Here is a 22,569-nt window from a genome sequence, read left to right as displayed (position 1 = left end):
CGGGACTGCTGGAACCACTCGTGCTGGTCACTCGTGTGGTTCATGACGAAGTCGATGATGACGCGCATCCCGCGCTGGTGCGCCGCGTCCACGAACTCCACGAAGTCGACCAGGTCACCGGTCTCGGGCAGCGTGACGATGTGGTCGGCGACGTCGTAACCATTGTCCAGCAGCGGGGACTTGAAGAACGGTGGCAGCCACAGGCAGTCGACGCCCAGCCACTGGAGATAGTCCAGCTTGGCCGTGATCCCTTTCAGGTCGCCGACGCCGTCGCCGTTGCTGTCCTGGAAGGACCGGACGAGCACCTCGTAGAAGACGGCGCGTTTGAACCAGTCCGGGTCCCGGGGCAGGACGTACGGCCGTTCCGGCAGCACGAATTCTGCGGTTGTCATGAGGGTTTCTCCCCTCGGTCGTTCATGCGGATGACGGATGAGCGCTTTCCTGACTCAGCCGACAGTGAAAATGTGCGCGGGCGCCTCGCCGGGCGTCAGACGGACGTAGTTGGTGGCACCCCAGGTGTACGACCGGCCGGTCAACTCGTCGTGCACGCGGAAGGTGCTGTCCGGCGGGGCCTTCAGCGCCTCACGGTCCAGGCTGACCATGGCCTCCTGGGTGTGGTGCGGGTCGAGGTTCACGACCACCAGAACCGTGTTCGAGCCCGCCCGCTTCGAGTACACGATCACCTCGTCCTTGTCGGCGTGGTGGAAGTGCACGTCGCGCAGGGTGCGCAGGGCCGGATTGCGGCGCCGGATCGCGTTCAGGGCGGTGATGAGCGGGGCGATCGTGCGCCCCTCGCGCTCGGCCGACTCCCAGTCGCGCGGCCGCAGTTCGTACTTCTCGGAGTGCAGATACTCCTCGCTGCCGGGGCGCAGCGGGGTGTTCTCGCACAGTTCGTAGCCGCTGTAGACACCCCACGAGGGGGAGAGCGTCGCGGCGAGCACGGCCCGCAGCTCGAAGGCGGGACGGCCGCCGTGCTGGAGGAACTCGTGCAGGATGTCAGGGGTGTTGACGAAGAAGTTCGGCCGCATGTACGAGGCCGCTTCACCGCTCAACTCCTCGACGTACTCGGTGAGTTCCTGCTTCGTGTTACGCCAGGTGAAGTACGTGTACGACTGCTGGAAACCGGTCTGCGCCAGCGTGTGCATCATCGCGGGGCGGGTGAACGCCTCCGCCAGGAAGATCACGTCCGGGTCGGTGCGGTTGATGTCCGCGATCACCTGCTCCCAGAACGCCACCGGCTTGGTGTGCGGATTGTCGACGCGGAAGACCCGCACTCCGTGGTCCATCCACAACCGCAGGATCCGGGTCGTCTCCGCGGTCAGGCCCGGCATGTCCTTGTCGAAGGCGATCGGGTAGACGTCCTGGTACTTCTTCGGCGGGTTCTCCGCGTACGCGATGGAGCCGTCCGGGCGGTGGTGGAACCAGTCCGGATGCTTCTGCACCCAGGGGTGGTCCGGGGAGCACTGGAGCGCGAAGTCGAGGGCGAGCTCCAGGCCCAACTCCCGGGCCCTGGCCACGAAGTGGTCGAAGTCCTCGAAGGTGCCGAGGTCCGGGTGGATCGCGTCGTGGCCGCCCTCGTGCGAGCCGATCGCCCACGGCACACCCACGTCGTGCGGCCCCGGTGTCAGCGTGTTGTCCGGACCCTTGCGGAACGTGGTGCCGATGGGGTGGACCGGCGGCAGGTAGACGACGTCGAAGCCCATCGCGGCGATCGCCGGGAGCCGCTCGGCGGCGGTGCGGAACGTGCCGCTCACCGGCGGCCTGCCGGGCTCGACCACGGCACCCTCCGAACGCGGGAAGAACTCGTACCAGGAGCCGAACAACGCCCGCTCCCGCTCCACCAGCAACGGGAAGGGCCGGCTCTCGGTCAGGCGCTCGCGCTGCGGGACGTCCCTCAGCGCGGCGCACACCGCGGGGGTGGAGGCCGCGGCCAGTCGGTCCAGCGGGCTGCGGTCCGCATCGCACAGCGCGTCCGCCGCCGCGCGCAGCACCTGGCGCGTCTCCTCGCCCGAGGCCCGAGCCAGGGCGTCCTCCAGGTGAACGGCCCCTTGTTCCAGTGTGATCTCGCAGTCGACGCCCGCACGGACCTTGATCGTCGCGTCCCGCAACCAGGTGGCCACGGGATCACGCCACGCCCGCACGAGGTAGCTCAGCCGGCCGGGCCGGTCGAGGCTCACCTCGGCGCTCCAGCGGTCGGTCCCCGGGGCCGTCGGCGTCATGGGCCACCGCCCCGCCTCGTCCCCGTCGGACGTGCGCAGTACCACTTCGGCGCCGAGGACGCCGTCACCCTCGACGAACACCAGGGCCGTGACCGTGAAGGTCTCCCCCACGACCGTCTTGGCCGGGCGCCGGCCTCCGTCGACGGACGGCCTGACGTCCTCGATGGGGATGGGGACAGCGGTGTTCGACAGCGTCGTCATGCGGTGTCACCCTTCCCGATTGCAAGCGACCGGCTGGAGCGCTGGGCCGCCTCTGCGGCCTCCCGGCCGCATCGCTCACCCGTGACCTGACACAGCGCGGCGACGGCACGCGCGAAGTTCGCGCGTGCCCGGGAGTCGTCCGGAGCAGCCAGGAACCGGCGCTCCCAGACGCGGTAGCTCGCCAGGCACCGGTCGACTTCTCCGGTGACACGTGGTGTCCCCATGATTGACCTCCGGGCCTCCGCGGCGCCCAGCCCAGCGGGCTCGACGCGGCGTCCGGCCCAGCGGCTTCACCTGACCGATCACGGAGAGAGTGCGTGCCGTTACCGTGGGCCGCTCCTGCACCCATAGTGCGACGCGCTCGGCGATCCGTCCTGTTGAGCGGAGCGTCGCCCCGCGAACACGTCCGGTTGCACGAATGGAGTACAGCGCACAGGCTGATCGTGACTCTCGAGCGAGCCGTGCTCACGATCCGTTCGCACAGTTCCACCGACCGGGCGGACCGTGAGCGGCGCGGTGAGGAGCAGGAACCATGCATCAGGCAACGCCCAGCTACTACCACATCTCCGTGGAGCCGGCCCCCGGGCGCGTCGGCCAGGTCCAGCGCATCGTGGCCGCACACACGCGCTACTGGGGACTCCAGCGTCTGACACCCCCGGCGGTCCACGGTCTCGGCCTTCTGCTGGAACCGGCCGTCGAGGTGTGCCCCGACGGCCGCATCGAGGTCGAGGTGTGGTGGAACGGGCAACACTTGATCAACGCGGTGTCCTACGAGGACCCCGCCCCCGGAACCCTCCGCGGGCTCCCCCAGCGGTGCTCCGCGCAGATCGCGGCCTTGAGCGACGGATGGGGCAGTTGCACACGGGAAGCCCGGCGCATCGTGTGGTTCTCCCTGCGCAGCAGGTCCGGGGTACGGGAGGTCCTCGTCCCCAAGTTCCCGGTTCCGGACGCGAGCGAAGCGCTCCAGCTGCCCCGCTCGTCCGCGCTGCCGGACGCCGCCCCGGAGCCCGCGCCTGTCGCCGCAGGCACCGCTTCGTGACCGCTCGCCCCGTGGACGGGATCCACGTGCGCAGCGGGCGTCCCTACCCGTTCGGAGCGACCTACGACGGCCACGGCACGAACTTCGCCTTGTTCAGCTCCGTGGCCGACCGGGTGGATCTCGTGCTGCTGGACGCCGACGGCACCGAGCACACCGTGCCGTTGCCCGAGGTCTACGGTTCCGTGTGGCACGGCTACGTGCCGCACGCCGGGCCGCCCCAGCGATACGGATACCGCGTCCACGGCCCGTGGGAGCCGGCCTCGGGGCATCGCTGTGATGCCGACGCGTTCCTCCTCGATCCCTATGCCAAGGCGATACACGATCGCTCCGGCGCGACGGGGGTCGACGGGGAAGGCCTGTGCGGGGTGGTCGTCGACCCGGCCTTCGACTGGTCCGGCGACACCCCGCCGGACCACGCGTACGCCGACTCCGTCATCTACGAGACGCATGTGCGGGGTCTGACCGCGAGACACCCCGGTGTCCCCGAAGAACTGCGGGGCACCTATGCGGGCCTGGCCACACCCGCGGTGCTTGACCACCTCACCTCGTTGAAGGTGACCGCGGTCGAACTGCTCCCCGTCCACCAGTTCGTGCAGGACGGCTTCCTGCACGGCCGCGGACTGTCCAACTACTGGGGCTACAACACGATCGGCTTCTTCGCGCCGCACCACGCCTATGCCGCGCACGGCACACTCGGCGAACAGGTCACCGAGTTCAAGAGCATGGTCAAGGCGCTCCACGCCGCCGGTCTCGAGGTGATCCTCGACGTGGTCTACAACCACACGGCGGAGGGGAACGAGAACGGCCCCACGCTGTCCTTCCGCGGCATCGACAACGCGGCGTACTACCGCCTCGCCGACGACGACTTCAGCCGCTACTACGACACCACCGGCACCGGCAACAGCCTCCTCATGCGCCACCCCAACGTCCTTCAGTTGCTGATGGATTCGCTGCGGTACTGGGTCACCGAATGTCACGTGGACGGCTTCCGCTTCGACCTGGCGGCCACCCTGGCCCGCCAGTTCCATGAGGTCGACCGGCTGTCGGCCTTCTTCGACCTCATCCAGCAGGACCCCGTGATCAGCCGCGTCAAGCTGATCGCCGAACCCTGGGACCTCGGCGAAGGCGGCTACCAGGTGGGCAACTTCCCGCCGCTGTGGTCCGAGTGGAACGGCAAGTACCGCGACTGCGTCAGGGACGTCTGGCGAGCCCAGGACGGCACCCTCCCGGAGTTCGCCTCCCGGCTCACCGGGTCGGCGGACCTCTACCAACACGAGCACCGCCGCCCGCGGGCCAGTATCAACTTCGTCACCGCGCACGACGGCTTCACCCTGCGCGATCTCGTCTCCTACAACGAGAAGCACAACGAGGCCAACGGTGAGGACAACAACGACGGCGAGAACGACAACCGGTCCTGGAACTGCGGGGCGGAGGGGCCGACCGACGACCCCGGCGTGCTGTCGCTGCGCGCCAGACAGCAACGCAACCTGCTGGCGACCTTGCTGCTGTCCCAGGGCGTCCCGATGCTCAGTCACGGGGACGAACTGGGCCGCACCCAGCAGGGCAACAACAACGCCTACTGTCAGGACAACGAACTGACGTGGGTCGACTGGGACCTCGACGACGACCGCGCCTCCCTGCTGGCCTTCACCCGTGGCCTCATCGAACTGCGCGCCGCCCACCCGGTGTTGCGCCGGCGTCGCTTCTTCCGCGGTGAAGCTCCCACGGGCCGCGACCCCGGTCTGCCGGACCTGGTCTGGCTCCGCCCCGACGCGACGGAGATGACGCAGGAGGACTGGAACCGGCCGGACGCACACACCCTGGCCGTCTTCCTCAACGGCGACGCGATGGTGGACCAGAACAGCCGCGGAGAGCGTGTCGTCGACGACTCGTTCCTGTTCCTCTTCAACTTCTACTGGGACGCGAAGGAGTTCCGGTTGCCCGATGCGTCGTACGGCACCTCCTGGACGCCCCGCCTCGACACCGCGGAACCCGACGGCACGCCGGACGAGTCGGAGTACAAGGCTGAGGCGACCGTCCGGCTGGAGGCGCACTCCTTGGTCGTCCTCTCCCACCGCGTCGGCGCCGTTGAGCCGGCCGGTCGCCGCTGAGCTGTTTGACCGATCGTTCGTGGAGCAACCGGTAGACCGTTCTCGCGCCGGCAGGAGTTCCGATGGTGCGCCGGTCATCTGGAGTAGGGAGTACGACGTATGCGCAGTGTCGGAGTGGAAGAGGAACTGCTGCTCGTCGACCGCGACAGCGGCGAACCACGCTCCATGTCGAGCGCGGTGCTCGCCGTCGCCGCGCGCAGCGGCGACGAGGCCTTCGAGGCGGAACTGCACCGCGAGCAACTGGAGTTCGCCACCAGCCCGCACGACACGATGGCGGCTCTCGCCGACGACATCGTCCAGTGGCGCAGAGCCGCCGCCGATCACGCGGAGAAGCTGGGCTGCGCGGCCGCCGCTCTCGCCACGTCCCCGCTCCCGGCGAGCCCTACCGTGGGTCCCGGCACACGGCATCAGTGGCTGGCGAAGGAGTTCGGCCTGACCACGCAGGAGCAGCTCACCTGCGGCTGCCACGTCCATGTGTCCGTCGAGTCGGACGAAGAGGGCGTCGCCGTGCTGAACCGGATCCGCCCCTGGCTGTCCGTGCTCGTCGCGCTGAGTGCCAACTCACCGTTCTGGCAGGGCAAGGACTCCGGGTACAGCAGCTATCGCAGCCAGGTATGGGGGCGGTGGCCCTCCGCCGGCCCGGTGGAACTCTTCGAGGACGCCGCCGCGTACCACCGCCAGGTCGAGGCCATGGTCGCCACCGGCGTCATCCGGGACAAGGGGATGGTCTACTTCGACGCCCGTCTGTCGGCCGCCCACCCGACCGTCGAGGTACGTGTCGCCGACGTGTGTCTCGAGCCGTCCACGACCGTCCTGCTCGCCATGCTGGTACGTGGACTCGTCGAGACGGCGGCCCGTGAGTGGCGGTCCGGCACCCCCGCCGCCGACCACCCGGTGGCACTGTTGCACCTCGCGGCCTGGCGCGCGAGCCGCTCGGGCCTGGACGCCGATCTCGTGAGCCCCCGGCTGATGCACCCCGTAGCGGCCCGCTCCGCCGTCGACGCGCTCCTGGACCACGTGCGGCCCGCACTGGAGGACGCCGGTGACTTCGAGGAGGCCCGCTCCCTTCTCTCCCGGCTGCTGCGCGACGGCAACGGCACGCACGTGCAGCGCGAGGCCTTCCGGCGTACGGGCAGCCTGCGGGAAGTGGTCGCGGAGTGTGTGCTCAGGACCCACAGCGGCCTGTGAGGCACCCGCCCCCCCCACGCCGGACCGGCGGTGCCACGCGCCGCGCCTGTACGCGCCGATGAGTCCGCCCTCGGTTCACCGGAGAGCGGACTCTTCGTCACGCGGACGGGCGCTCGGTGCCGTTGCCGGGTCCGGCTGGAACGTATCTCCCGGATCCCTCCGTCGCCCGGCGGGCGGCCTCGCGGCGTCTGGTGCGAGAGTGCGTGCCAGGCGTCGCGCGGCAGGAGCGATCCGGGAGACGTGTCCTAGCCCCGGTACGTCTCCAGCAACCGGAGCCACACCTCGCTGATCGTCGGATACGCGGGGACCGCGTGCCAGAGACGGTCGATCGGGACCTCGCCCGCGATGGCGATCGTCGCCGAGTGGATGAGTTCGCCGACGCCGGGGCCGACGAACGTGACGCCGAGGAGGATCTCCCGGTCGAGGTCGACGATCATGCGGGCGCGGCCGGTGTAGCCGTCGGCGTAGAGACCGGAACCGGCCACGTTCGCCAGGTCGTAGTCGACGGCGCGGACCCGGCGGCCCGCCGCTTCGGCCTCCGCGAGGGTCAGGCCGGCGCTCGCCGCCTCCGGGTCGGTGAAGACCACCTGCGGGACGGCGTCGTGGTCGGCGGTCGCCGAGTGCGCGCCCCAGCGGTCGGTCTCCAGGAGCGGCACGCCGGCCGCGCGCGCGGTGATCGCGGCGCCCGCGATGCGTGCCTGGTACTTGCCCTGGTGGGTGAGGAGGGCGCGGTGGTTGGCGTCGCCGACCGCGTACAGCCAGTCGCTGCCCTGGACGCGCAGCGATTCGTCGACGGGCAGCCATGCGCCCGGCTCCAGGCCCACCGTCTCCAGGCCGATGTCGTCGGTGCGCGGGGCGCGGCCCGTCGCGAAGAGGATCTCGTCGGCGTCGAGCGTCGTGCCGTCGTCGAGGGTGGCGGTGACGGTGCCGTTCTCGCGTACGACACCCTTCACGGACACGCCCGTGCGGATGGCGGCGCCCGCCTCGCGCAGCGCGTCCGCGACCAGCTCGCCGGCGAACGGCTCCATGCGGTCCAGCAGGCCCCCGCCCCGTACGAGCACGGTGACCTGCGAGCCGAGGGCCTGCCAGGCGGTGGCCATCTCGGTGGCGACCACGCCGCCGCCGACGACGATCAGCCGGCCGGGGACGTGGTCGGCGCTGGTGGCCTCGCGGCTGGTCCAGGGCTTCACGTCCGCGAGGCCCGGCAGGTCGGGCAGGGCGGCGCGCGTGCCGGTGCACACGGCGACGGCGTGCCGGGCGGTGAGGGTGGTGAGGGTGCCGTCCTCGGCGGTGACCGTCACCGTGCGGGGGCCCGCGAGGCGGCCGTGGCCGCGGTACAGGTCCACGCCGATGGATTCCAGCCAGCCGACCTGGCCGTCGTCCTTCCAGTGGGAGGTGTAGTCGTCCCGGTGGGCGAGGACGGCGGCGGCGTCGAGGTCGCCCTGCACCGACTGGCGCAGGCCCGGCACCCGGCGCGCGTCGGCGCGCGCGATCACCGGGCGCAGCAGCGCCTTGCTGGGCATGCAGGCCCAGTACGAGCACTCGCCGCCGACGAGTTCGCTCTCCACGACCGCGGCGCTCAGGCCGCCCGCCCGTGCCCGGTCCGCGACGTTCTCGCCGACCGGTCCCGCTCCCAGCACTACAACGTCGTACGCAATGGCTTCCGTCATGCGTCCCAGTGTCTCAGCGTGATCGCAGGTGTGCGTGGCGAGTGCCTGGGTACGAGCGCGGAATACGTCCGCCATGCGGACGGTTGTGCACAGCGGCTTTGCCCCCGACGGCTTCGCCCCGAACCCCGGAAGCAGGAAGAGGGAACACACCATGAGCAGCACCACTGTGGAGCTGACCAAGGAGAACTTCGATCAGCTCGTCACGGAGAACGAGTTCGTGCTGATCGACTTCTGGGCGTCCTGGTGCGGGCCGTGCCGGCAGTTCGCCCCGGTCTACGAGAAGGCCGCCGACGCCAACCCGGACCTGGTCTTCGGCAAGGTCGACACGGAGGCGCAGCCCGAGTTGGCCGCCGCGTTCGGCATCCAGTCGATCCCGACGCTGATGATCGTCCGCGACCAGGTCGCCGTGTTCGCGCAGCCGGGCGCGCTGCCGCAGGAGGCCCTGGACGACGTGATCGGGCAGGCGCGCAAGCTCGACATGGACGAGGTGCGCAAGTCGATCGCGCAGCAGCAGGAGCAGGCCCAGGGCCAGGAAGGCGGGCCCGAGCAGGGCTGACCCTCGACTGTCGGCGTGAGCCGGTCGCCGCGGCGACCGGCTCAGGTCGACTCGCGCTCCACGAGCGTCGCGCCCATCACGTCGCGCACCTCCGGCGCGGCCGCCGGGTCACGGACCAGCCGGTCGACGAGTTCGGCCAGCTCCCGGCCCGAGGGCAGTTCGATGCGGACGGTGCTCAGGCGCGGCCGCAGCAGCCGGCCCAGCATCAGGTCGTCGGCGCCGATCACCGCGACGTCGCCGGGTACCGCGCAGCCCGCGTCCTGGAGCGCGCGCATCAGGAGCATCGCGTACTCGTCGTTGTACGCGAAGACGGCCTTGATGCCCGCCGCGCGGATCCGCGCGGCGACCTGGGCCGCGTCCTCCTCCTTGTACGCGAGCGGCAGCGGCACCGTGTCGGCGCCTGCCGCGCGTACGCCCGCAAGGCGCGGTTCGGCGAACAGGTCGAGGCCCGCCTCGCGCGGCATGACGACGCCGACCGTGCGGTGGCCGCGGGCCAGCAGGTGCTCGCCCGCGACGCGGCCGACCTCGCGGTGGTCCATGAGCAGCGCGTGCGCGTCCTCGACGGGGGCGGGGCCCAGTGTGATGACGGCCTTGGCTCCGGACCGCTTCAGGACGGCGATGCCGTCGGGGCCCATGCCGACCGGGGCGAGCACGGCGACGGGGCGCAGCTCGGCCCAGGCGCGGGCCGCGTCGTCACCGCCGACGCCGACACTGCCGTACTGCACGACGGTGTAGTCGAGGCGGCTCAGCGCCCACTGGAGTTCGTTGAGGAACCCGCTGTACAGGGGGCCGACCGGCACCTCGGGGGTGGGCATCAGGACGATGCGGGTGTGTCCGGCGCGCAGGCTGCGGGCGGCGGCGTGCGGGACGTAGCCGAGTTCCTTGGCGGCGTCGTGGACGCGGCGGCGGGTGGGCTCGCTGATGCGCACGGCGCTGGTGTTGTTCAGGACATAGCTGACCGTGGCACGCGAGACGCCGGCCAGGCGTGCGACGTCCGCGCTGGTCGGCACGGAGCCCCGGGCGGGCTGCTTGACGGACGACGGTTTGACGGACGGCTGCTGGGCGGGCTGCTGCTTCGGTATCTGCACCATGACGTACGGCATCTTTCCAGACGGGGTACGACAGAAGGTCCCCGGGCGTGCTCTCTGCGCCGCCCCGGGGCTAACGTGCGTTGACCTGACGGGAATTGGGGGATGTCCATGAGGATGCCGGAGGCCACCGGGGAGCGGGAGCGGCCGCTCGGGCTCGGTGACACCGCGCGGGAGCTGGCCGACGGGTCGGTGTCGTCGCGCGCGCTGGTCGAGCGGGCGCTGGCGGGGATCGAGCGGACGCAGCCGGTGCTGAACGCGTTCCGGCAGGTGCGGGCCGAGGCGGCGCTCGCCGAGGCCGACGCGGCGGACCGGGCGCTGGCATCGGGCGAGCGGCGGCCGTTGCTCGGGGTGCCGGTGGCGGTGAAGGACGACATGGACGTGGCCGGGGAGCCGACGGCGTTCGGCTGCGCCGGGGAGTTCCCCGCGCGGGAGCGGGACGCGGAGGCGGTGCGGCGGCTGCGGGCGGCCGGCGCGATCGTCGTCGGCAAGACGAACACCTGTGAGCTGGGGCAGTGGCCGTTCACCGAAGGGCCCGCCTTCGGTGACACCCGTAATCCGTGGGCGCCCGCGCACACCCCGGGCGGCTCGTCCGGGGGTTCGGCGGCGGCCGTCGCCGCGGGCCTGGTCCCGGCTGCGCTCGGCTCCGACGGGGCGGGCAGCGTCCGTATCCCTGCGGCGTGGACGCATCTGGTGGGCATCAAGCCGCAGCGGGGCCGGATCTCGACGTGGCCGTGGGCCGAGGCGTTCCACGGCATCACGGTGAACGGGACGCTGGCCCGCACCGTCGCCGACGCCGCGCTGCTCCTCGACGCGGCGAGCGGCAACCACGACGGCGATCCCCACCGGCCCGCCCCGGTGCACGCGGCGCGGGCGGCGCAGCAGGAGCCGGGGCGGCTGCGGATCGCGCTGTCACTGCGGATGCCGTTCACCGCGACCCCCAAGCGGCTCGAACCGGCGGTGCGCTCGCGTGTCGTGGCGCTCGCTGAGCGGCTCGCGGCGCTCGGGCACGACGTGGCGGAAGCCGATCCGCGCTACGGGCAGATCGGCCTCGCGTTCGTGCCGCGTGCGACGGCCGGGATCGCCGAGTGGGTGGACCGGGTGCCCGATCCGGCGCGGCTCGACCCGCGCACCCGGGAGGCCGCCCGGATGGGACGGCTTCTCGGCGGGGCTCCGCTGCGGGCCGCCAGGCGCGCGGAGGCGGTGCTGCACCGCAGGGTCGGGGCGCTCTTCGACCGGTACGACGTGGTGCTCGCGCCGACGACGGCCGCTCCCCCGCCGCGTGTCGGCGATCTGGCGCGGCTCAGCGGCTGGCGCACGGACCGGGCGATGATCGCCGCGTGCCCGTACGCCTGGCCGTGGAACGTGCTCGGCTGGCCGGGGGTGAACGTGCCGGCCGGCCTGGTCGGCGACGGCCTGCCGGTCGGCGCGCAACTGCTCGGCCCCGCCCACAGCGAACCGCTGCTCATCTCGCTCGCGGCTCAACTGGAGTCGGACCAGCGGTGGTTCGAGCGGTGGCCGCCGGCTTCCTAGCCGTCGGCGAGTGTCTTCCAGAGCTCCGGGTCCTCGAAGTTCAGCGCCCACAGGACGGTGTGCGGCACGCCGTACTTGCGCAGGGCGGACAGATGGGCCGCGGTGCCGCGGGCATCCTGGTACCAGACGGTGTGGCGCCGTGTGCCGTCCTGATACGTGAAGTGCGGGGTGCGCGAGGCCTCGTCGAGGGCGTAGGGCGCCTTCACCTTGCGGCGGAGCGCTTCGGCGTCCTTCCATGTGACGTGCTGGGCACGGGACTTGCTGCCGACGGTCCAGTCCCAGCCGTACGCGGGGATCCCCATCTCCAGCTTCGCGGGCGGCACTTCGGCGGTGGCGGTGGCCAGGATGGTGTCGTACCACTGCGGGGTGGACAGGGGGCCCGGCTCGCCCTCGGCGTGGTGCAGGTTGTAGGCCATGATGCGCAGCCGGTCCGCTGCGGCGCCCAGCTTCTCGTAGTCCCACACGCGGCCCGTTGCAGGCGTCTTGGGGGTGACGGTGGCGAAGCACTGCTTGTCCATGGCGTGCAGGCGGGCGCAGAGGCCGGTGACGAACGCGGCGTATCCGGCGCGTACCGCCTTGTAGGTGGCGTCGGGGGTCGGCGCGATGGTCTCGTAGTCGAGGTCGATGCCGTCGTAGGCGCGGCTGCGGACGACGGCGAGCAGTGCGTCGATGTGTTCGGCCCTGCGGGCGGGGCTGGTCATGATCGCGGCGAGGGCGCCGGGCTTCAGCTGTTCCATGACGGTCGGGACGACCTGGATTCCCTTGGCGTGCAGCCCGTCGATGATGCGGCGCTCGCCGGCGCCGGGGTGCCCGTCGACCCGGGTCGCGGACTTCGTCTCGTACCAGAAGGGGCTGATGGTGCGGATCTGCGCGGCGTGGGCGAGCGCGTTGCGGTAGGCGGCCTCCTGGTCCCAGTACGGCAGCCAGGCGGAGACCGTGCGCGGGGGCGGCGGAGCGGAACGGGCGGGGGCCGCGGTGGTGAAGGCGAGCAGAACAGCCAGCACGGACAGGGTGATTGCGTGTATTCGTCGGGCCATGCGCCGAGCCTGTGACGCATCCGGCCGCCCCGCCGCGCGGATTGGGCCGTCCAGCCTCTAACGTGACCCGCGTGACTGCCTTTACGGATGACCACGCGTACGACCACCCGGGCCGGACCGGCGACACGGCCACGGTCGAGGCCGACCCGCATCAGGTGGGGCGGGTGCGCACGGAGTACGCGCCGGCGCACGACGGCGACCCCGATCCGGGCGAGATCGTCTGGACGTGGGTGCCGTTCGAGGAGAACGACGGGCGCGGCAAGGACCGGCCGGTGCTTGTCGTCGCCCGCGAGGCGGCGGGCACGCTGCTCGCCGTGCAGCTGTCCAGCAAGCGGCACGACGGCGACCGCGAGTGGGTGGCGCTCGGCTCGGGCCCCTGGGACAGCAGTGGCCGCGACTCGTGGGTGGACCTGGACCGGGTGCTTCGGGTGCACGAGCGCGGGATGCGGCGCGAGGCGTGCGCCCTGGACCGCGGGCGGTTCAACACCGTGGTGCTGCGCCTGCGGGAGCGCTACGGCTGGAGCTGACCGGACCCGAGGACCCGCACGAAGGCTTCGCGGGTCGTCGCGCCCTTCGTGCGGTCGAGCACGGCGAAGACGACCTGCTCGAAGTAGCCGGTGAACCGGCCGTCGAGCAGCGTCCGGAAGGCCTCGGCGACCTGCGCCGGGTCGTTGCGGAACACGCCGCAGCCCCAGGCCCCGAGCACGAGGCGCCGGTAGCCGTGCGCGGCCGCGACTTCCAGCACACGCTCGGCGCGGGACGCGAGGGCCGCCGGTATCTCGGGGACGCGCTCCGGCGTGCGCTGCGCGATCACCCCGGCGTTCGGCGCGGGTGAGGTCAGGAAGCCGACCTCGTACGGGGTGTCGAGGAGCCGGCCGCGATCGTCGCGGAACACGGGCACGCCCGGCGCGTGGATGACGCGGTCGGTGTAGAAGACGTCCCGGTCGGCGCGGTGGTGGGCGTAGAACTCCGGGACCTCGATGAGGCAGGTGTACAGGGCGGAGGAGCGGCAGACGGCCTCCTCCTGGGCCTGCGCCCCGTTCAGGTAGCCGCCTCCCGGGTTGCGCGCCGAGGCGAAGTTCAGGACCGCGACCGGGTCGGGCCGCTCCCCCGTCAGGCGGCGCGCGGCATCGAGGCTGCTCTCCCCCGTGACCTCGACGGATGCCGCCGCGGCGGACGGCGCGGCCGGTATCTCCACCGCGTCCGGGCCGTACATCCGCGTGCCCGCCCGGGCCCGCGCCAACGCGTCGGCCAGCCACACCGTGCGGCCGTCCCCCGTCTCGTACGTGCCCGCTTCGACGATCTTCTCCGTGCTCTGCGCGATCTCGCGCAGCCGGGCGCTCACGCCCGCTCCCCCGTCGTGCTCATGAACCCATCGTGTGCACCGGGTGACCGCTCGGGCAACTGAATTTTCGCCCTCTTGTGCGATCGGCCGTGACCGTCTTGGGTGGTACGCGGCATTGCCCGAACGGGGCCGGGAACCGCACCGGTCCCCGGCCGAATCGACGCCGTGGCCCCCACCGGGGACCATGGAAGGCACAAGGATCAGGAGGTCTCCGCATGCGCGAGGGAGACTGTACGAACCTCGGTGACCTGGTCACCGAGCCGGAAGTGGAGGCCCTTGTCCGGGGCATCTGCTTCAAGACCGGACCGCCCCGCACCGTCGGGGTCGAACTGGAGTGGATCGTCCACGAGCCGCACCGCCCCCGGCTCCCGTTAGCTCCCGAGCGGCTCGACGCGGCCTACGTCGCACTCCGCGCCCTGCCCCTGCGCTCGGCGCTCACCGTGGAACCCGGCGGACAGCTGGAGCTGAGCTCGCTCCCGGCCGCCACGCTGACGGAATGCGTCTCGGCCATGCGGGCCGATCTGACCGCCGTCCGTACCGCGCTCCGCGAGCACGGTCTCGTCGTCTCGGGCCACGGCACCGACCCGTGGCGCCCGCCGAGGCGTGTACTCAGACAACCCCGCTACGACGCTCTCGAAGCGTCCCTCGACCGGGCAGGACCGGCCGGCCGCTCCATGATGTGCTCCTCCGCCTCGGTCCAGGTCTGCCTGGACGCGGGCTACGAGGAGCCGGGACCGCTCGGGCACGGGCGGCGCTGGCTGCTCGCCCATCTGCTCGGCGCGGTCCTGGTCGCCGCGTTCGCCAACTCCCCGATGCTGTCGGGCCGTTCGACGGGCTGGCGCTCCACGCGGCAGCTGCTGTGGGAGCGGATCGACTCGGGGCGGTCGGGCGCGCCGCCGCTCGGCGCGGAGCCCCGTTCCGCCTGGGCCCGGCACGTGCTCGACGCGCCGGTGATGTGCGTGCGCAGCGACGAGGGGCCGTGGCAGGTGCCCGAAGGGCTGTCCTTCCGGGAGTGGATCCGCGGCGCCGGGCCGCGCCCGCCGACCCGGTCCGATCTCGACTACCACCTCACGACACTGTTCCCGCCGGTGCGGCCGCGCGGCCATCTCGAACTCCGCATGATCGACGCACAGCCGGGCGACGACGGGTGGCTGGTGCCGCTCGCCGTGACCACCGCGCTGTTCGACGATCCGGAGGCGGCCGAGACCGCGTACCGCGTCGTCAAGCCGCTCGCCGAGCGGGCGGGGCCGCTGCCCGCGCCGCACAACCCGCTGTGGCGGGACGCGGCCCGTCTCGGGCTCGCCGACCCGGAGCTGCGGGAGGCGGCCACGGCCTGTTTCACGGCGGCGCTCGACGCGCTGCCCCGGCTCGGCGTGGACGAGGACGTACGGCGGGCGGTCGCGGACTTCACGCACCGCTATGTCGTACGGGGCCGCTGTCCCGCCGACGACGTGCTCGACCTGCCGCACCCGACCTCTCAAGGGAGGACCGTCCGCTCATGACCACCGAGGAGAACCAGACGGAGCACGTCACCGTGGAGCCGGAGGCGCTGCGGCGGCGCGCGGCGGACGCCCTGGAGGCCGCGCGGCGCCGCACGACCCTGCTCACGAGTTGCGTGGAGGAGCCCGAACTCACCGCGCAGCACTCGCCGTTGATGTCGCCGCTGGTGTGGGACCTGGCGCACATCGGCAACCAGGAGGAGCAGTGGCTGCTGCGGGCGGTCGCGGGCCGGGAGGCGATGCGGCCCGAGATCGACCCGCTGTACGACGCCTTCGAGCACCCGCGCTCCGAGCGTCCGTCGCTGCCGCTGCTCGCCCCGCAGGAGGCGCGCGGTTACGCGGCGGAGGTGCGCGGCCGGGCCCTCGACATCCTGGACGGGGCGTCGTTCGAGGCGGACGGGGCCGACCGGCTGACCCGTTCGGGGTTCGCGTTCGGCATGATCGCCCAGCACGAACAGCAGCACGACGAGACGATGCTGATCACCCATCAGCTCAGGAAGGGCGGGGCGGCGCTCACCGCTCCCGACCCCGCACCGCTCGACGCGCCGTTCCGCGGTCCGGCCGAAGTCCTCGTCCCCGGCGGCCCGTTCACGATGGGGACGACCGCCGAGCCGTGGGCGCTCGACAACGAACGGCCCGCGCACGCGCGCCTCGTCCCGCCGTTCCACATCGACACGACGCCGGTGACGAACGCCGCGTACCTGGAGTTCATCGCCGACGGCGGCTACCGCGAGGAGCGCTGGTGGGCGCCCGAGGGCTGGGCGATGGTCCGCGACCACGACCTTCAGGCGCCGCTGTTCTGGCGGCGCGAGGCGGGCCAGTGGCTGCGCCGCAGGTTCGGCGTGACCGAGGTCGTGCCGCCCGACGAGCCCGTCCTGCACGTGAGCTGGTACGAGGCCGACGCCTACGCCCGCTGGGCGGGGCGCAGGCTGCCGACGGAGGAGGAGTGGGAGAAGGCGGCCCGCTTCGACCCGGCGACGGGCCGCTCCATGCGCTACCCGTGGGGCGACACCGACCCCACCCCCAACCGGGCCAACCTTGGCCAGCGCCATCTGCGCCCGGCACCGGCGGGCAGCTATCCGCTCGGCGAATCCCCCCTCGGCGTGCGGCAGTTGATCGGCGACGTGTGGGAGTGGACGGCGAGCGACTTCCTGCCCTACCCGGGCTTCGTCGCCTATCCGTACCGCGAGTACTCGGAGGTGTTCTTCGGCCCCGACCACAAGGTGCTGCGGGGCGGTTCGTTCGCGGTGGACCAGGTGGCGTGCCGGGGCACGTTCCGCAACTGGGACTATCCGATCCGGCGGCAGATCTTCTCCGGGTTCCGCACCGCGCGCGACGCCCATCCCCAGGAGGCCTCCTGATGTGCCGTCATCTGGCCTACCTGGGGCCCGAGATCCCGCTCGGCGAGGTCGTCGACGCGCCGCCGCACAGCCTGTTCCGGCAGTCGTGGGAGCCGCGCAGGCAGCGGCACGGCACGGTCAACGCCGATGGTTTCGGGGTGGGTTGGTACGCGGACGGCGATCCGGTGCCGGCCCGCTACCGGCGCTCGACCCCCATCTGGGGCGACCAGGCCTACCGGGATCTCGCCCGGGTGGTCAGCTCGGGCGCGGTCCTGGCCGCCGTACGCGACGCGACGCTCGCCGGGGCCGACGGGGAGGCGGCAGCGGCCCCGTACGCGTCCGGACCCTGGCTGTTCAGCCACAACGGCGCGGTGCCCGGCTGGCCGCGCTCCCTGGCGTCCCTGACGAGCACGCTCCCGGCCACCGACCTGCTCTCGCTGGAGGCCCGCTGCGACGCCGCGTTTCTGTGGGCGCTGGTGCTGCACCGGCTGCGCGCGGGCGACGAGGAGGGGCAGGCGCTGGCCGACACCGTCCTGGAGGTCGCCGAGGCGGCGCCGGGCGCGCGCCTCAACTTCCTGCTGACCAACGGCGAGACGATCGCCGCGACCGCGTGGGGCGACACCTTGTGGTATCTCGCCGAGCCCGGCCGCCGCACCGTCGTCGCCTCCGAACCGTACGACGACGATCCGCACTGGGCCGAGGTGCCCGACCGCACGCTGCTCGCGGCGAGCCGTACCGACGTCCTGCTGACCCCGCTCAAGGAGCCGTCCGCGTGAGCCCCTTCGCACTGACCCGCACGTTGCCCGAGGACGCGACGGACGCCGCGCTGCGCGCCGACGTCCTGCACGGCCTGACCCGTACGCCCAAGACGCTGCCGCCGAAGTGGTTCTACGACGCGCGCGGCAGCGAACTGTTCGACGAGATCACCACCCTGCCCGAGTACTACCCCACCCGGGCCGAGCGCGAGATCCTTCTCGCGCGGGCCGCGGAGATCGCGGCCGCGACCGGCGCGAGGACCCTGGTCGAGCTGGGCTCGGGCTCGTCCGACAAGACCCGCCATCTCCTGGACGCCTTCGGCGGGTTGACGACGTACGTACCCGTGGACGTGAGCGAGAGCGCGCTGCGCGGTGCGGCGCGGACCCTGCTCGCCGAGCATCCGGATCTCGACATCCACGCCCTCGTCGCCGACTTCACGGCCGCCCTCGCGCTGCCCGCGACGCCGGGACCGCGCCTGGTGGCGTTCCTCGGCGGCACGATCGGCAACCTGCTGCCCGCCGAGCGCGCCGCGTTCCTGACGTCCGTACGGGGTCTGCTCTCGCCCGGCGACTTCTTCCTGCTCGGCACGGACCTGGTGAAGGACGAGGCGACCCTGGTCGCGGCCTACGACGACGCGGCGGGCGTCACGGCGGCGTTCGACAAGAACGTGCTGTCCGTGGTCAACCGCGAGCTCGGCGCCGACTTCGACCTCGCCGCGTTCGAGCACGTGGCGCGGTGGGACGCGACGCGGGAGTGGATCGAGATGCGGCTGCGCTCGACCGTCGCGCAGACCGTGAAGATCCCGGCTCTCGACCTGGCGGTCGACTTCGCCGCGGGCGAGGAGCTGCGTACGGAGGTGTCGGCGAAGTTCCGCCGGGGCGGCGTGCGCGACGAACTCGCCCTGGCCGGGCTCGACCTGGCCCACTGGTGGACGGACGAGGCCGGGAGGTTCGCCCTTTCGCTCTCCACCGCGACGTGACGCGCCGGGCGGGAGCGGCGGGTCACTCGCCGCTCTCGTCCAGCCGCTCGGTGACGATCCGGGACGCCTTCTTCGCCTCCGTGGCGGGGTCGGCTCCCAGCAGGACCCGGCTCATGTACGCCTTGATCGGGTTGTCGGCGGCCTCCACCGTGGGCCACAGGGGCGACGCGGGGGTCGCCTTGCCGTACGCGGCGCCCACGGCCATGGCGGCGACGCCGGGTTCCCCGGCCACGGCGTCGGCGAGGGTCGTCTTGTTCGGCACGTAGTTCATGGTCCTGGCCAGGTCCGTGTTCCACTTCTTGCCGGCCAGCGCCTTGACGACGGCGACCGCTCCGGCCTCGTCGTCGGTGTTCGCCGGGATGACCAGGTCCGAGCCGCCGGTGAAGACGGAACCCGGGCGCGCGGCCGTCTTGCCGGGGATCGGGAAGAACCCCAGCTTGCCCTTCAGGTCCGGGTTCTTCTCGATGATGCGCTGAGCCGCGCCGGGCACCGAGATGATCTGCCCGATGCGGCCCTTCGCGAACTGGTCGGCCTGGGACGGGTGTTCCTCATCGGCGTCCTTCGGGCCGTCGCCGAGCGCCTGCAAGCGCGCGTAGAACTCCATGCCGCGCAGTGCGGCGGGCGTGTCGAGGGCGCCGGTGAAGGTGCCGGACGATTCGTGGGCCAGCTCGCCGCCCTCGTCCCAGATGAAGCCGGAGAGCGTGTACCAGTCCTGGCCCGCGAGGTAGATGCCCTGCTCCGTACCGGTGTCCAGACGGCGCGTCAGTTCGAGCCACTCCTCACGGGTCGTGGGCGGCTTCTTGATGCCGGCCCGCTCGAAGAGGTCCTTGTTGTAGATGACGACGCGGTTCGCCGCGTACCAGGGGATGCCGAACTGCCGGGAGCCGTCCATGCCGGGCTCGGCGAGGCCGGGCAGCCAGTGCTCCATCCCGAGGTCGCGCGCGGCCTCCAGGGACAGGTCGACGAGCCGGGCGTCCTCCATGTACTGCGGGACCTGGGTGTTGCCGACCTCTATGACGTCGGGGGCGCCGTCCTTGCCGCCGTCGCCCGCGAGCGCCTTGGTGACCTTCTCGCCGATCCCGGTCCACTCCTGGATGCGGATGTCCAGGTCGACGTCGGCGTGCTGAGCCTCGAACTCCTTGGTGAACCGGCCGAGGAAGGCGTCGGACGCGCTGTTGCTCATCAGCCACACGGTGACGGTCCGCCGTGCCGGTTCGGAGCCTGGCAGCGCCCCGCAGGCCGTGAGCAGGGTGCCGGTCACGACGGCGAGGGAGACAAGGGGCAGCACGGCACGGCGCGATCTCACGGGGGTCACTTTCTGCCTGCGGACAGGGAGGGGCGGCCCGACGTGGGGGCGAGCGCATGGCTCGTACGGGTGTGCTGGGATTTTGGTATGGACCAACGGGACGGTCAAGGGCTATCCGGAATTCGCGGCACTTCAACCGGAGTCCGACCGTCCCGTGTCCGGGGCGGCTCGGTCAGGCGGCGGCCTTGGCCAGGCAGGTCGCGAGCCGCTTCTCGGCGGTGCGCAGCAGCTTCTGGGCGCGGGCCCGGTCGGCGAGGAGCTGCGGGTCACGCTCGACCGACGTCATCGCCTCGTACGCCGCGCGGTCGGCCGCGTTGGCCTCTTCGAGCCGCTTCGCCGCGTGGTCACGGTCCGCGACGGCCTTCAGGTAGTCGGGGTCGGCCGGGTCGAAGCCCTCCTCGGACTCCAACTCCCGCACCCAGTCGCGGGCTTCGCTGTACCGCGTGTGGGCGTACTCCAACTCGGCCTCGGCGACCTGGTAGTCGTGCTCGACCGCTTCGATCCTCGCTTCCACCGGGGCGAGCCGGGCGTCCAGCTCGTCGATGGTGTTCTGGTGGCGGTTGACCGTCGCCTGGTAGCGGTGGCAGGGCTCGGGCGCCGCGGTCACGGCGGCCTGGGCGACGGCGGGGGTGCCGAAGGCCAGGAGGGTCAGGGCGGTCGCGACGGCGGCACGGGTGAGTCGGCGGGTCGTCAAGACGAACCTCTTTCCACGGGCGGGCGCACGGCCGGGCCGCGCGCCGGACGGTTGTCGGCCGAGGCCATCCCTGACCGGCGGTCCGTGCCGGCTACACGCGGCGGCCGGGCGCGTCACACGGATGGCGGGCGCCGCGCCTCCCGCCCGCTGTCCCCTCGCGCTCCGCGCCGCCCTGGGGCACCGTGGAGGCATGTCGAATCACACGTATCGCGTCACCGAGATCGTCGGCACTTCGCACGAGGGCGTCGACCAGGCGATCCGCAACGGCATCGCGCGCGCCTCGCAGACCTTGCGCCAGCTCGACTGGTTCGAGGTCACGCAGGTCCGCGGGCAGATCGTCGACGGGCAGGTCGAGCACTACCAGGTGGGCCTGAAGGTCGGCTTCCGCCTGGAGGACGAGGGCTGAGGAGCGGCCTCGGCTCAGGTCCGTCCCGCGCGCTCCTGCGCGTCCTTGAGCGCCGTCGACGTGCTCGCCCAGCGGGCCCGTACGACGGTGAACCCGGCGCGCTCCGCCTCGTCGCACACCAGCTCGTCGTCGTCGACGAGGACCCGCACGTCGCGGCCGCGGGCAAGGCGCTTGAGGACGTCCAGCTTGGTGCGGCGCGCGGGCCTGCGGTCGTCGTTGCGGCGCATGTGCAGCGGCCCGTCCGGGAGCCCCTGCGCGGCCAGCCACGCCACGGTGTCGGCCCGGCAGCGCTCGGGCCGCCCGGTGAGGTAGACGATCTCGCACTCCTCGGCGCTGCTCAGCGCGAGCGCGATGCCCTCGGCGAGCGGCGGGTCCTGCGGCGCCGCCGCGAAGAACCCGTCCCAGTCGCGGGGCCTGCGCTCCAGATACGTCTGGCGGTGCGCGGTGTCCGCGAGCGTGCCGTCGAGGTCGAACACGGCGAGGGGGCGTCTGTCGTGAACCATGGGACCAGCCTAAGGAACCGCGGCCTGCCGCTCCGCGGGAATCCTCCCACGGCCCCGACGTTGTACAAGGCGTGACCTCCGTGATCGAAACGACCCGCTTCTCCGTACTCGACCGCTCCCGCACCCGCGAGGGCCACAGCGACGCCGAGGCGCTGCGCGACACCGTCGCCCTCGCCCGCGACCTGGAGCACCTCGGGTACGAGCGGCTGTGGGTCTCGGAGCACCACGGGGTGCCGGGGGTCGCCGGTTCCGCGCCGACGGTGCTCGCGGCGGCGGTCGCCGCGGCGACCCGTACGCTGCGCGTCGGCACCGGCGGCGTGATGCTGCCCAACCACCAACCGCTCGTCGTGGCCGAGCAGTTCGGCGTCCTGGAGTCGCTCTTCCCGGGCCGGATCGACATGGGCCTGGGGCGCTCGGTGGGGTTCACCGACGGGGTGCGCAGGGCGCTGGGGCGCGGCAAGGACGAGGCGGAGGACTTCGCGGGCCAGCTCGACGAGCTGCTCGCGTTCTTCACCGGCACGTCGTCGACGCGCGTGCACGCCCGGCCCTCGGAGGGGCTGCGCGTGCCGCCGTTCGTGCTCGCGATGGGTGAGGGTGCCGTCATCGCCGCCCGCGCGGGTCTGCCGATGGTCATCGGTGACTTCCGGGGCCGGGAGAAGATGCTGCGCGGCATCGAGCGCTACCGCGCCGAGTTCCGCCCGTCCGCCTGGGCGGAGGAGCCGTACGTCGTCATCTCCGGGACGGTCGCCGTCGCGGGCAGCGAGCACGAGGCGCGCCGCCTTCTGATCCCCGAGGCGTGGTCGATGGCGTACTCGCGTACGCACGGCACGTTCCCGCCGCTGCCGCCCGCCGAACGCGTCGCCGCGCGCGAGATGACCACGAAGGAACGCGAGCTGTACGAGGCGGGGCTGCGCGGCCACATCGTGGGCACGGAGTCCCAGGTCGCGGACGAGCTGGACACCCTGATCAAGGAGAGCGGGGCGCAGGAGGTGCTGGTCACGACCAGTACGTACGACCGCGAGGGCCTCCTGGAGTCGTACCGCAGGCTCGCCCGGGTCGCGCGACTGACGGGGTCCTAGAATCGTGGGGTTTGCCAGGA

Annotated in this window: 22 protein-coding genes; 12 read left to right on the top strand and 10 right to left on the bottom strand. The window is 72.2% G+C overall.

The genetic code is table 11. The features are described from left to right. From AB0L37_RS21020 to AB0L37_RS21010, 3 genes are all read right to left on the bottom strand, one after another. On the bottom strand, positions 1-392 hold a 392-nt coding region (locus tag AB0L37_RS21020), incomplete at its 3' end, for an alpha-amylase family glycosyl hydrolase (RefSeq protein WP_365507328.1). Between the two features lie 54 nt (positions 393-446). Continuing rightward, positions 447-2,420: a maltotransferase domain-containing protein gene (locus tag AB0L37_RS21015; RefSeq protein ID WP_365507325.1), complete on the bottom strand. Its 1,974-nt coding sequence runs from the start codon at positions 2,418-2,420 to the stop codon at positions 447-449. Beyond that, positions 2,417-2,644, bottom strand: coding sequence for a DUF5133 domain-containing protein (locus AB0L37_RS21010; RefSeq protein ID WP_365507322.1), 228 nt, complete (start codon positions 2,642-2,644; stop codon positions 2,417-2,419). Before AB0L37_RS21010 ends, AB0L37_RS21015 begins: the two co-directional genes overlap by 4 nt. 308 nt (positions 2,645-2,952) lie before the next feature. On the opposite strand from AB0L37_RS21010, the gene AB0L37_RS21005 reads away from it, so the two are divergent. The 3 genes from AB0L37_RS21005 to AB0L37_RS20995 all read left to right on the top strand — a co-directional run bounded on the left by AB0L37_RS21005 (position 2,953) and on the right by AB0L37_RS20995 (position 6,758). Further along, positions 2,953-3,459, top strand: a complete 507-nt coding sequence (locus AB0L37_RS21005) for a pep a2 (RefSeq protein ID WP_365507319.1) — start codon at positions 2,953-2,955, stop codon at positions 3,457-3,459. Between the two features lie 20 nt (positions 3,460-3,479). Beyond that, positions 3,480-5,570 (top strand): glycogen debranching protein GlgX, encoded by a 2,091-nt coding sequence (gene glgX / locus AB0L37_RS21000; protein ID WP_365507360.1) that lies wholly within the window; start codon positions 3,480-3,482, stop codon positions 5,568-5,570. Between the two features lie 99 nt (positions 5,571-5,669). Next, on the top strand, positions 5,670-6,758 hold the full coding sequence (locus tag AB0L37_RS20995; protein WP_365507318.1) for a glutamate--cysteine ligase: 1,089 nt from the start codon (positions 5,670-5,672) through the stop codon (positions 6,756-6,758). A gap of 245 nt (positions 6,759-7,003) precedes the next feature. Here the strand turns inward: AB0L37_RS20995 and AB0L37_RS20990 are convergent, their stop codons facing one another. Then, positions 7,004-8,428: an NAD(P)/FAD-dependent oxidoreductase gene (locus AB0L37_RS20990; RefSeq protein ID WP_365507315.1), complete on the bottom strand. Its 1,425-nt coding sequence runs from the start codon at positions 8,426-8,428 to the stop codon at positions 7,004-7,006. A 151-nt stretch (positions 8,429-8,579) separates the two neighbouring features. On the opposite strand from AB0L37_RS20990, the gene trxA reads away from it, so the two are divergent. Next, positions 8,580-8,984, top strand: a complete 405-nt coding sequence (trxA, locus tag AB0L37_RS20985; RefSeq protein WP_365507312.1) for a thioredoxin — start codon at positions 8,580-8,582, stop codon at positions 8,982-8,984. Positions 8,985-9,025: 41 nt separating this feature from the next. Here the strand turns inward: trxA and AB0L37_RS20980 are convergent, their stop codons facing one another. Then, entirely contained in the window at positions 9,026-10,075 is a 1,050-nt protein-coding gene (locus AB0L37_RS20980) for a LacI family DNA-binding transcriptional regulator (RefSeq protein WP_365507309.1), read from the bottom strand. 108 nt (positions 10,076-10,183) lie between these two features. On the opposite strand from AB0L37_RS20980, the gene AB0L37_RS20975 reads away from it, so the two are divergent. Further along, positions 10,184-11,605: an amidase gene (locus AB0L37_RS20975; protein WP_365507306.1), complete on the top strand. Its 1,422-nt coding sequence runs from the start codon at positions 10,184-10,186 to the stop codon at positions 11,603-11,605. Here the strand turns inward: AB0L37_RS20975 and AB0L37_RS20970 are convergent. Further along, the gene (locus AB0L37_RS20970) at positions 11,602-12,609 is read right to left on the bottom strand and encodes a glycosyl hydrolase family 18 protein (protein WP_365507303.1); all 1,008 of its coding nucleotides are present in this window, start codon (positions 12,607-12,609) and stop codon (positions 11,602-11,604) included. The genes AB0L37_RS20975 and AB0L37_RS20970 overlap by 4 nt on opposite strands. 104 nt (positions 12,610-12,713) lie before the next feature. Between AB0L37_RS20970 and AB0L37_RS20965 the strand changes: the two genes are divergently transcribed. After that, positions 12,714-13,169, top strand: coding sequence for a type II toxin-antitoxin system PemK/MazF family toxin (locus tag AB0L37_RS20965; RefSeq protein ID WP_365507301.1), 456 nt, complete (start codon positions 12,714-12,716; stop codon positions 13,167-13,169). On the opposite strand, the gene AB0L37_RS20960 is transcribed toward AB0L37_RS20965, so the two are convergent. Continuing rightward, on the bottom strand, positions 13,154-13,987 hold the full coding sequence (locus AB0L37_RS20960; protein WP_365507298.1) for a TIGR02452 family protein: 834 nt from the start codon (positions 13,985-13,987) through the stop codon (positions 13,154-13,156). The two genes, AB0L37_RS20965 and AB0L37_RS20960, sit on opposite strands and share 16 nt — an antisense overlap. A 215-nt stretch (positions 13,988-14,202) precedes the next feature. Between AB0L37_RS20960 and egtA the strand changes: the two genes are divergently transcribed. The 4 genes from egtA to egtD are packed head-to-tail and all read left to right on the top strand — an operon-like array spanning position 14,203 to position 18,561. Continuing rightward, positions 14,203-15,489 carry an ergothioneine biosynthesis glutamate--cysteine ligase EgtA gene (gene egtA / locus AB0L37_RS20955; RefSeq protein ID WP_365507296.1) on the top strand — a complete coding sequence of 429 codons (1,287 nt, stop codon included), beginning with the start codon at positions 14,203-14,205 and terminating at the stop codon, positions 15,487-15,489. Further along, positions 15,486-16,847, top strand: a complete 1,362-nt coding sequence (egtB, locus tag AB0L37_RS20950) for an ergothioneine biosynthesis protein EgtB (RefSeq protein ID WP_365507293.1) — start codon at positions 15,486-15,488, stop codon at positions 16,845-16,847. Before egtA ends, egtB begins: the two co-directional genes overlap by 4 nt. After that, positions 16,847-17,602 (top strand): ergothioneine biosynthesis protein EgtC, encoded by a 756-nt coding sequence (gene egtC / locus AB0L37_RS20945; protein WP_365507290.1) that lies wholly within the window; start codon positions 16,847-16,849, stop codon positions 17,600-17,602. The genes egtB and egtC overlap by 1 nt, the downstream gene beginning before the upstream one ends. Next, positions 17,599-18,561 carry an L-histidine N(alpha)-methyltransferase gene (gene egtD, locus AB0L37_RS20940; RefSeq protein ID WP_365507288.1) on the top strand — a complete coding sequence of 321 codons (963 nt, stop codon included), beginning with the start codon at positions 17,599-17,601 and terminating at the stop codon, positions 18,559-18,561. Before egtC ends, egtD begins: the two co-directional genes overlap by 4 nt. A 22-nt stretch (positions 18,562-18,583) precedes the next feature. On the opposite strand, the gene AB0L37_RS20935 is transcribed toward egtD, so the two are convergent. Next, on the bottom strand, positions 18,584-19,876 hold the full coding sequence (locus AB0L37_RS20935; protein ID WP_365507285.1) for an extracellular solute-binding protein: 1,293 nt from the start codon (positions 19,874-19,876) through the stop codon (positions 18,584-18,586). A 163-nt stretch (positions 19,877-20,039) separates the two neighbouring features. Beyond that, complete coding sequence (locus AB0L37_RS20930) at positions 20,040-20,561, bottom strand: hypothetical protein (protein WP_365507283.1); 522 nt, start codon at positions 20,559-20,561, stop codon at positions 20,040-20,042. 190 nt (positions 20,562-20,751) lie between these two features. On the opposite strand from AB0L37_RS20930, the gene AB0L37_RS20925 reads away from it, so the two are divergent. Beyond that, entirely contained in the window at positions 20,752-20,967 is a 216-nt protein-coding gene (locus AB0L37_RS20925; RefSeq protein ID WP_365507280.1) for a dodecin, read from the top strand. 14 nt (positions 20,968-20,981) lie between these two features. Here the strand turns inward: AB0L37_RS20925 and AB0L37_RS20920 are convergent, their stop codons facing one another. Beyond that, on the bottom strand, positions 20,982-21,470 hold the full coding sequence (locus AB0L37_RS20920; protein ID WP_365507278.1) for a hypothetical protein: 489 nt from the start codon (positions 21,468-21,470) through the stop codon (positions 20,982-20,984). A 71-nt stretch (positions 21,471-21,541) separates the two neighbouring features. On the opposite strand from AB0L37_RS20920, the gene AB0L37_RS20915 reads away from it, so the two are divergent. After that, positions 21,542-22,549 carry an LLM class flavin-dependent oxidoreductase gene (locus tag AB0L37_RS20915; protein WP_365507276.1) on the top strand — a complete coding sequence of 336 codons (1,008 nt, stop codon included), beginning with the start codon at positions 21,542-21,544 and terminating at the stop codon, positions 22,547-22,549. The last annotated feature ends 20 nt before the right edge of the window (positions 22,550-22,569 follow it).

This window comes from Streptomyces sp. NPDC052225 (assembly GCF_040679615.1).
Taxonomy (GTDB): Bacteria; Actinomycetota; Actinomycetes; order Streptomycetales; family Streptomycetaceae; genus Streptomyces.
This window is presented reverse-complemented; position numbering and strand designations above follow the sequence as displayed.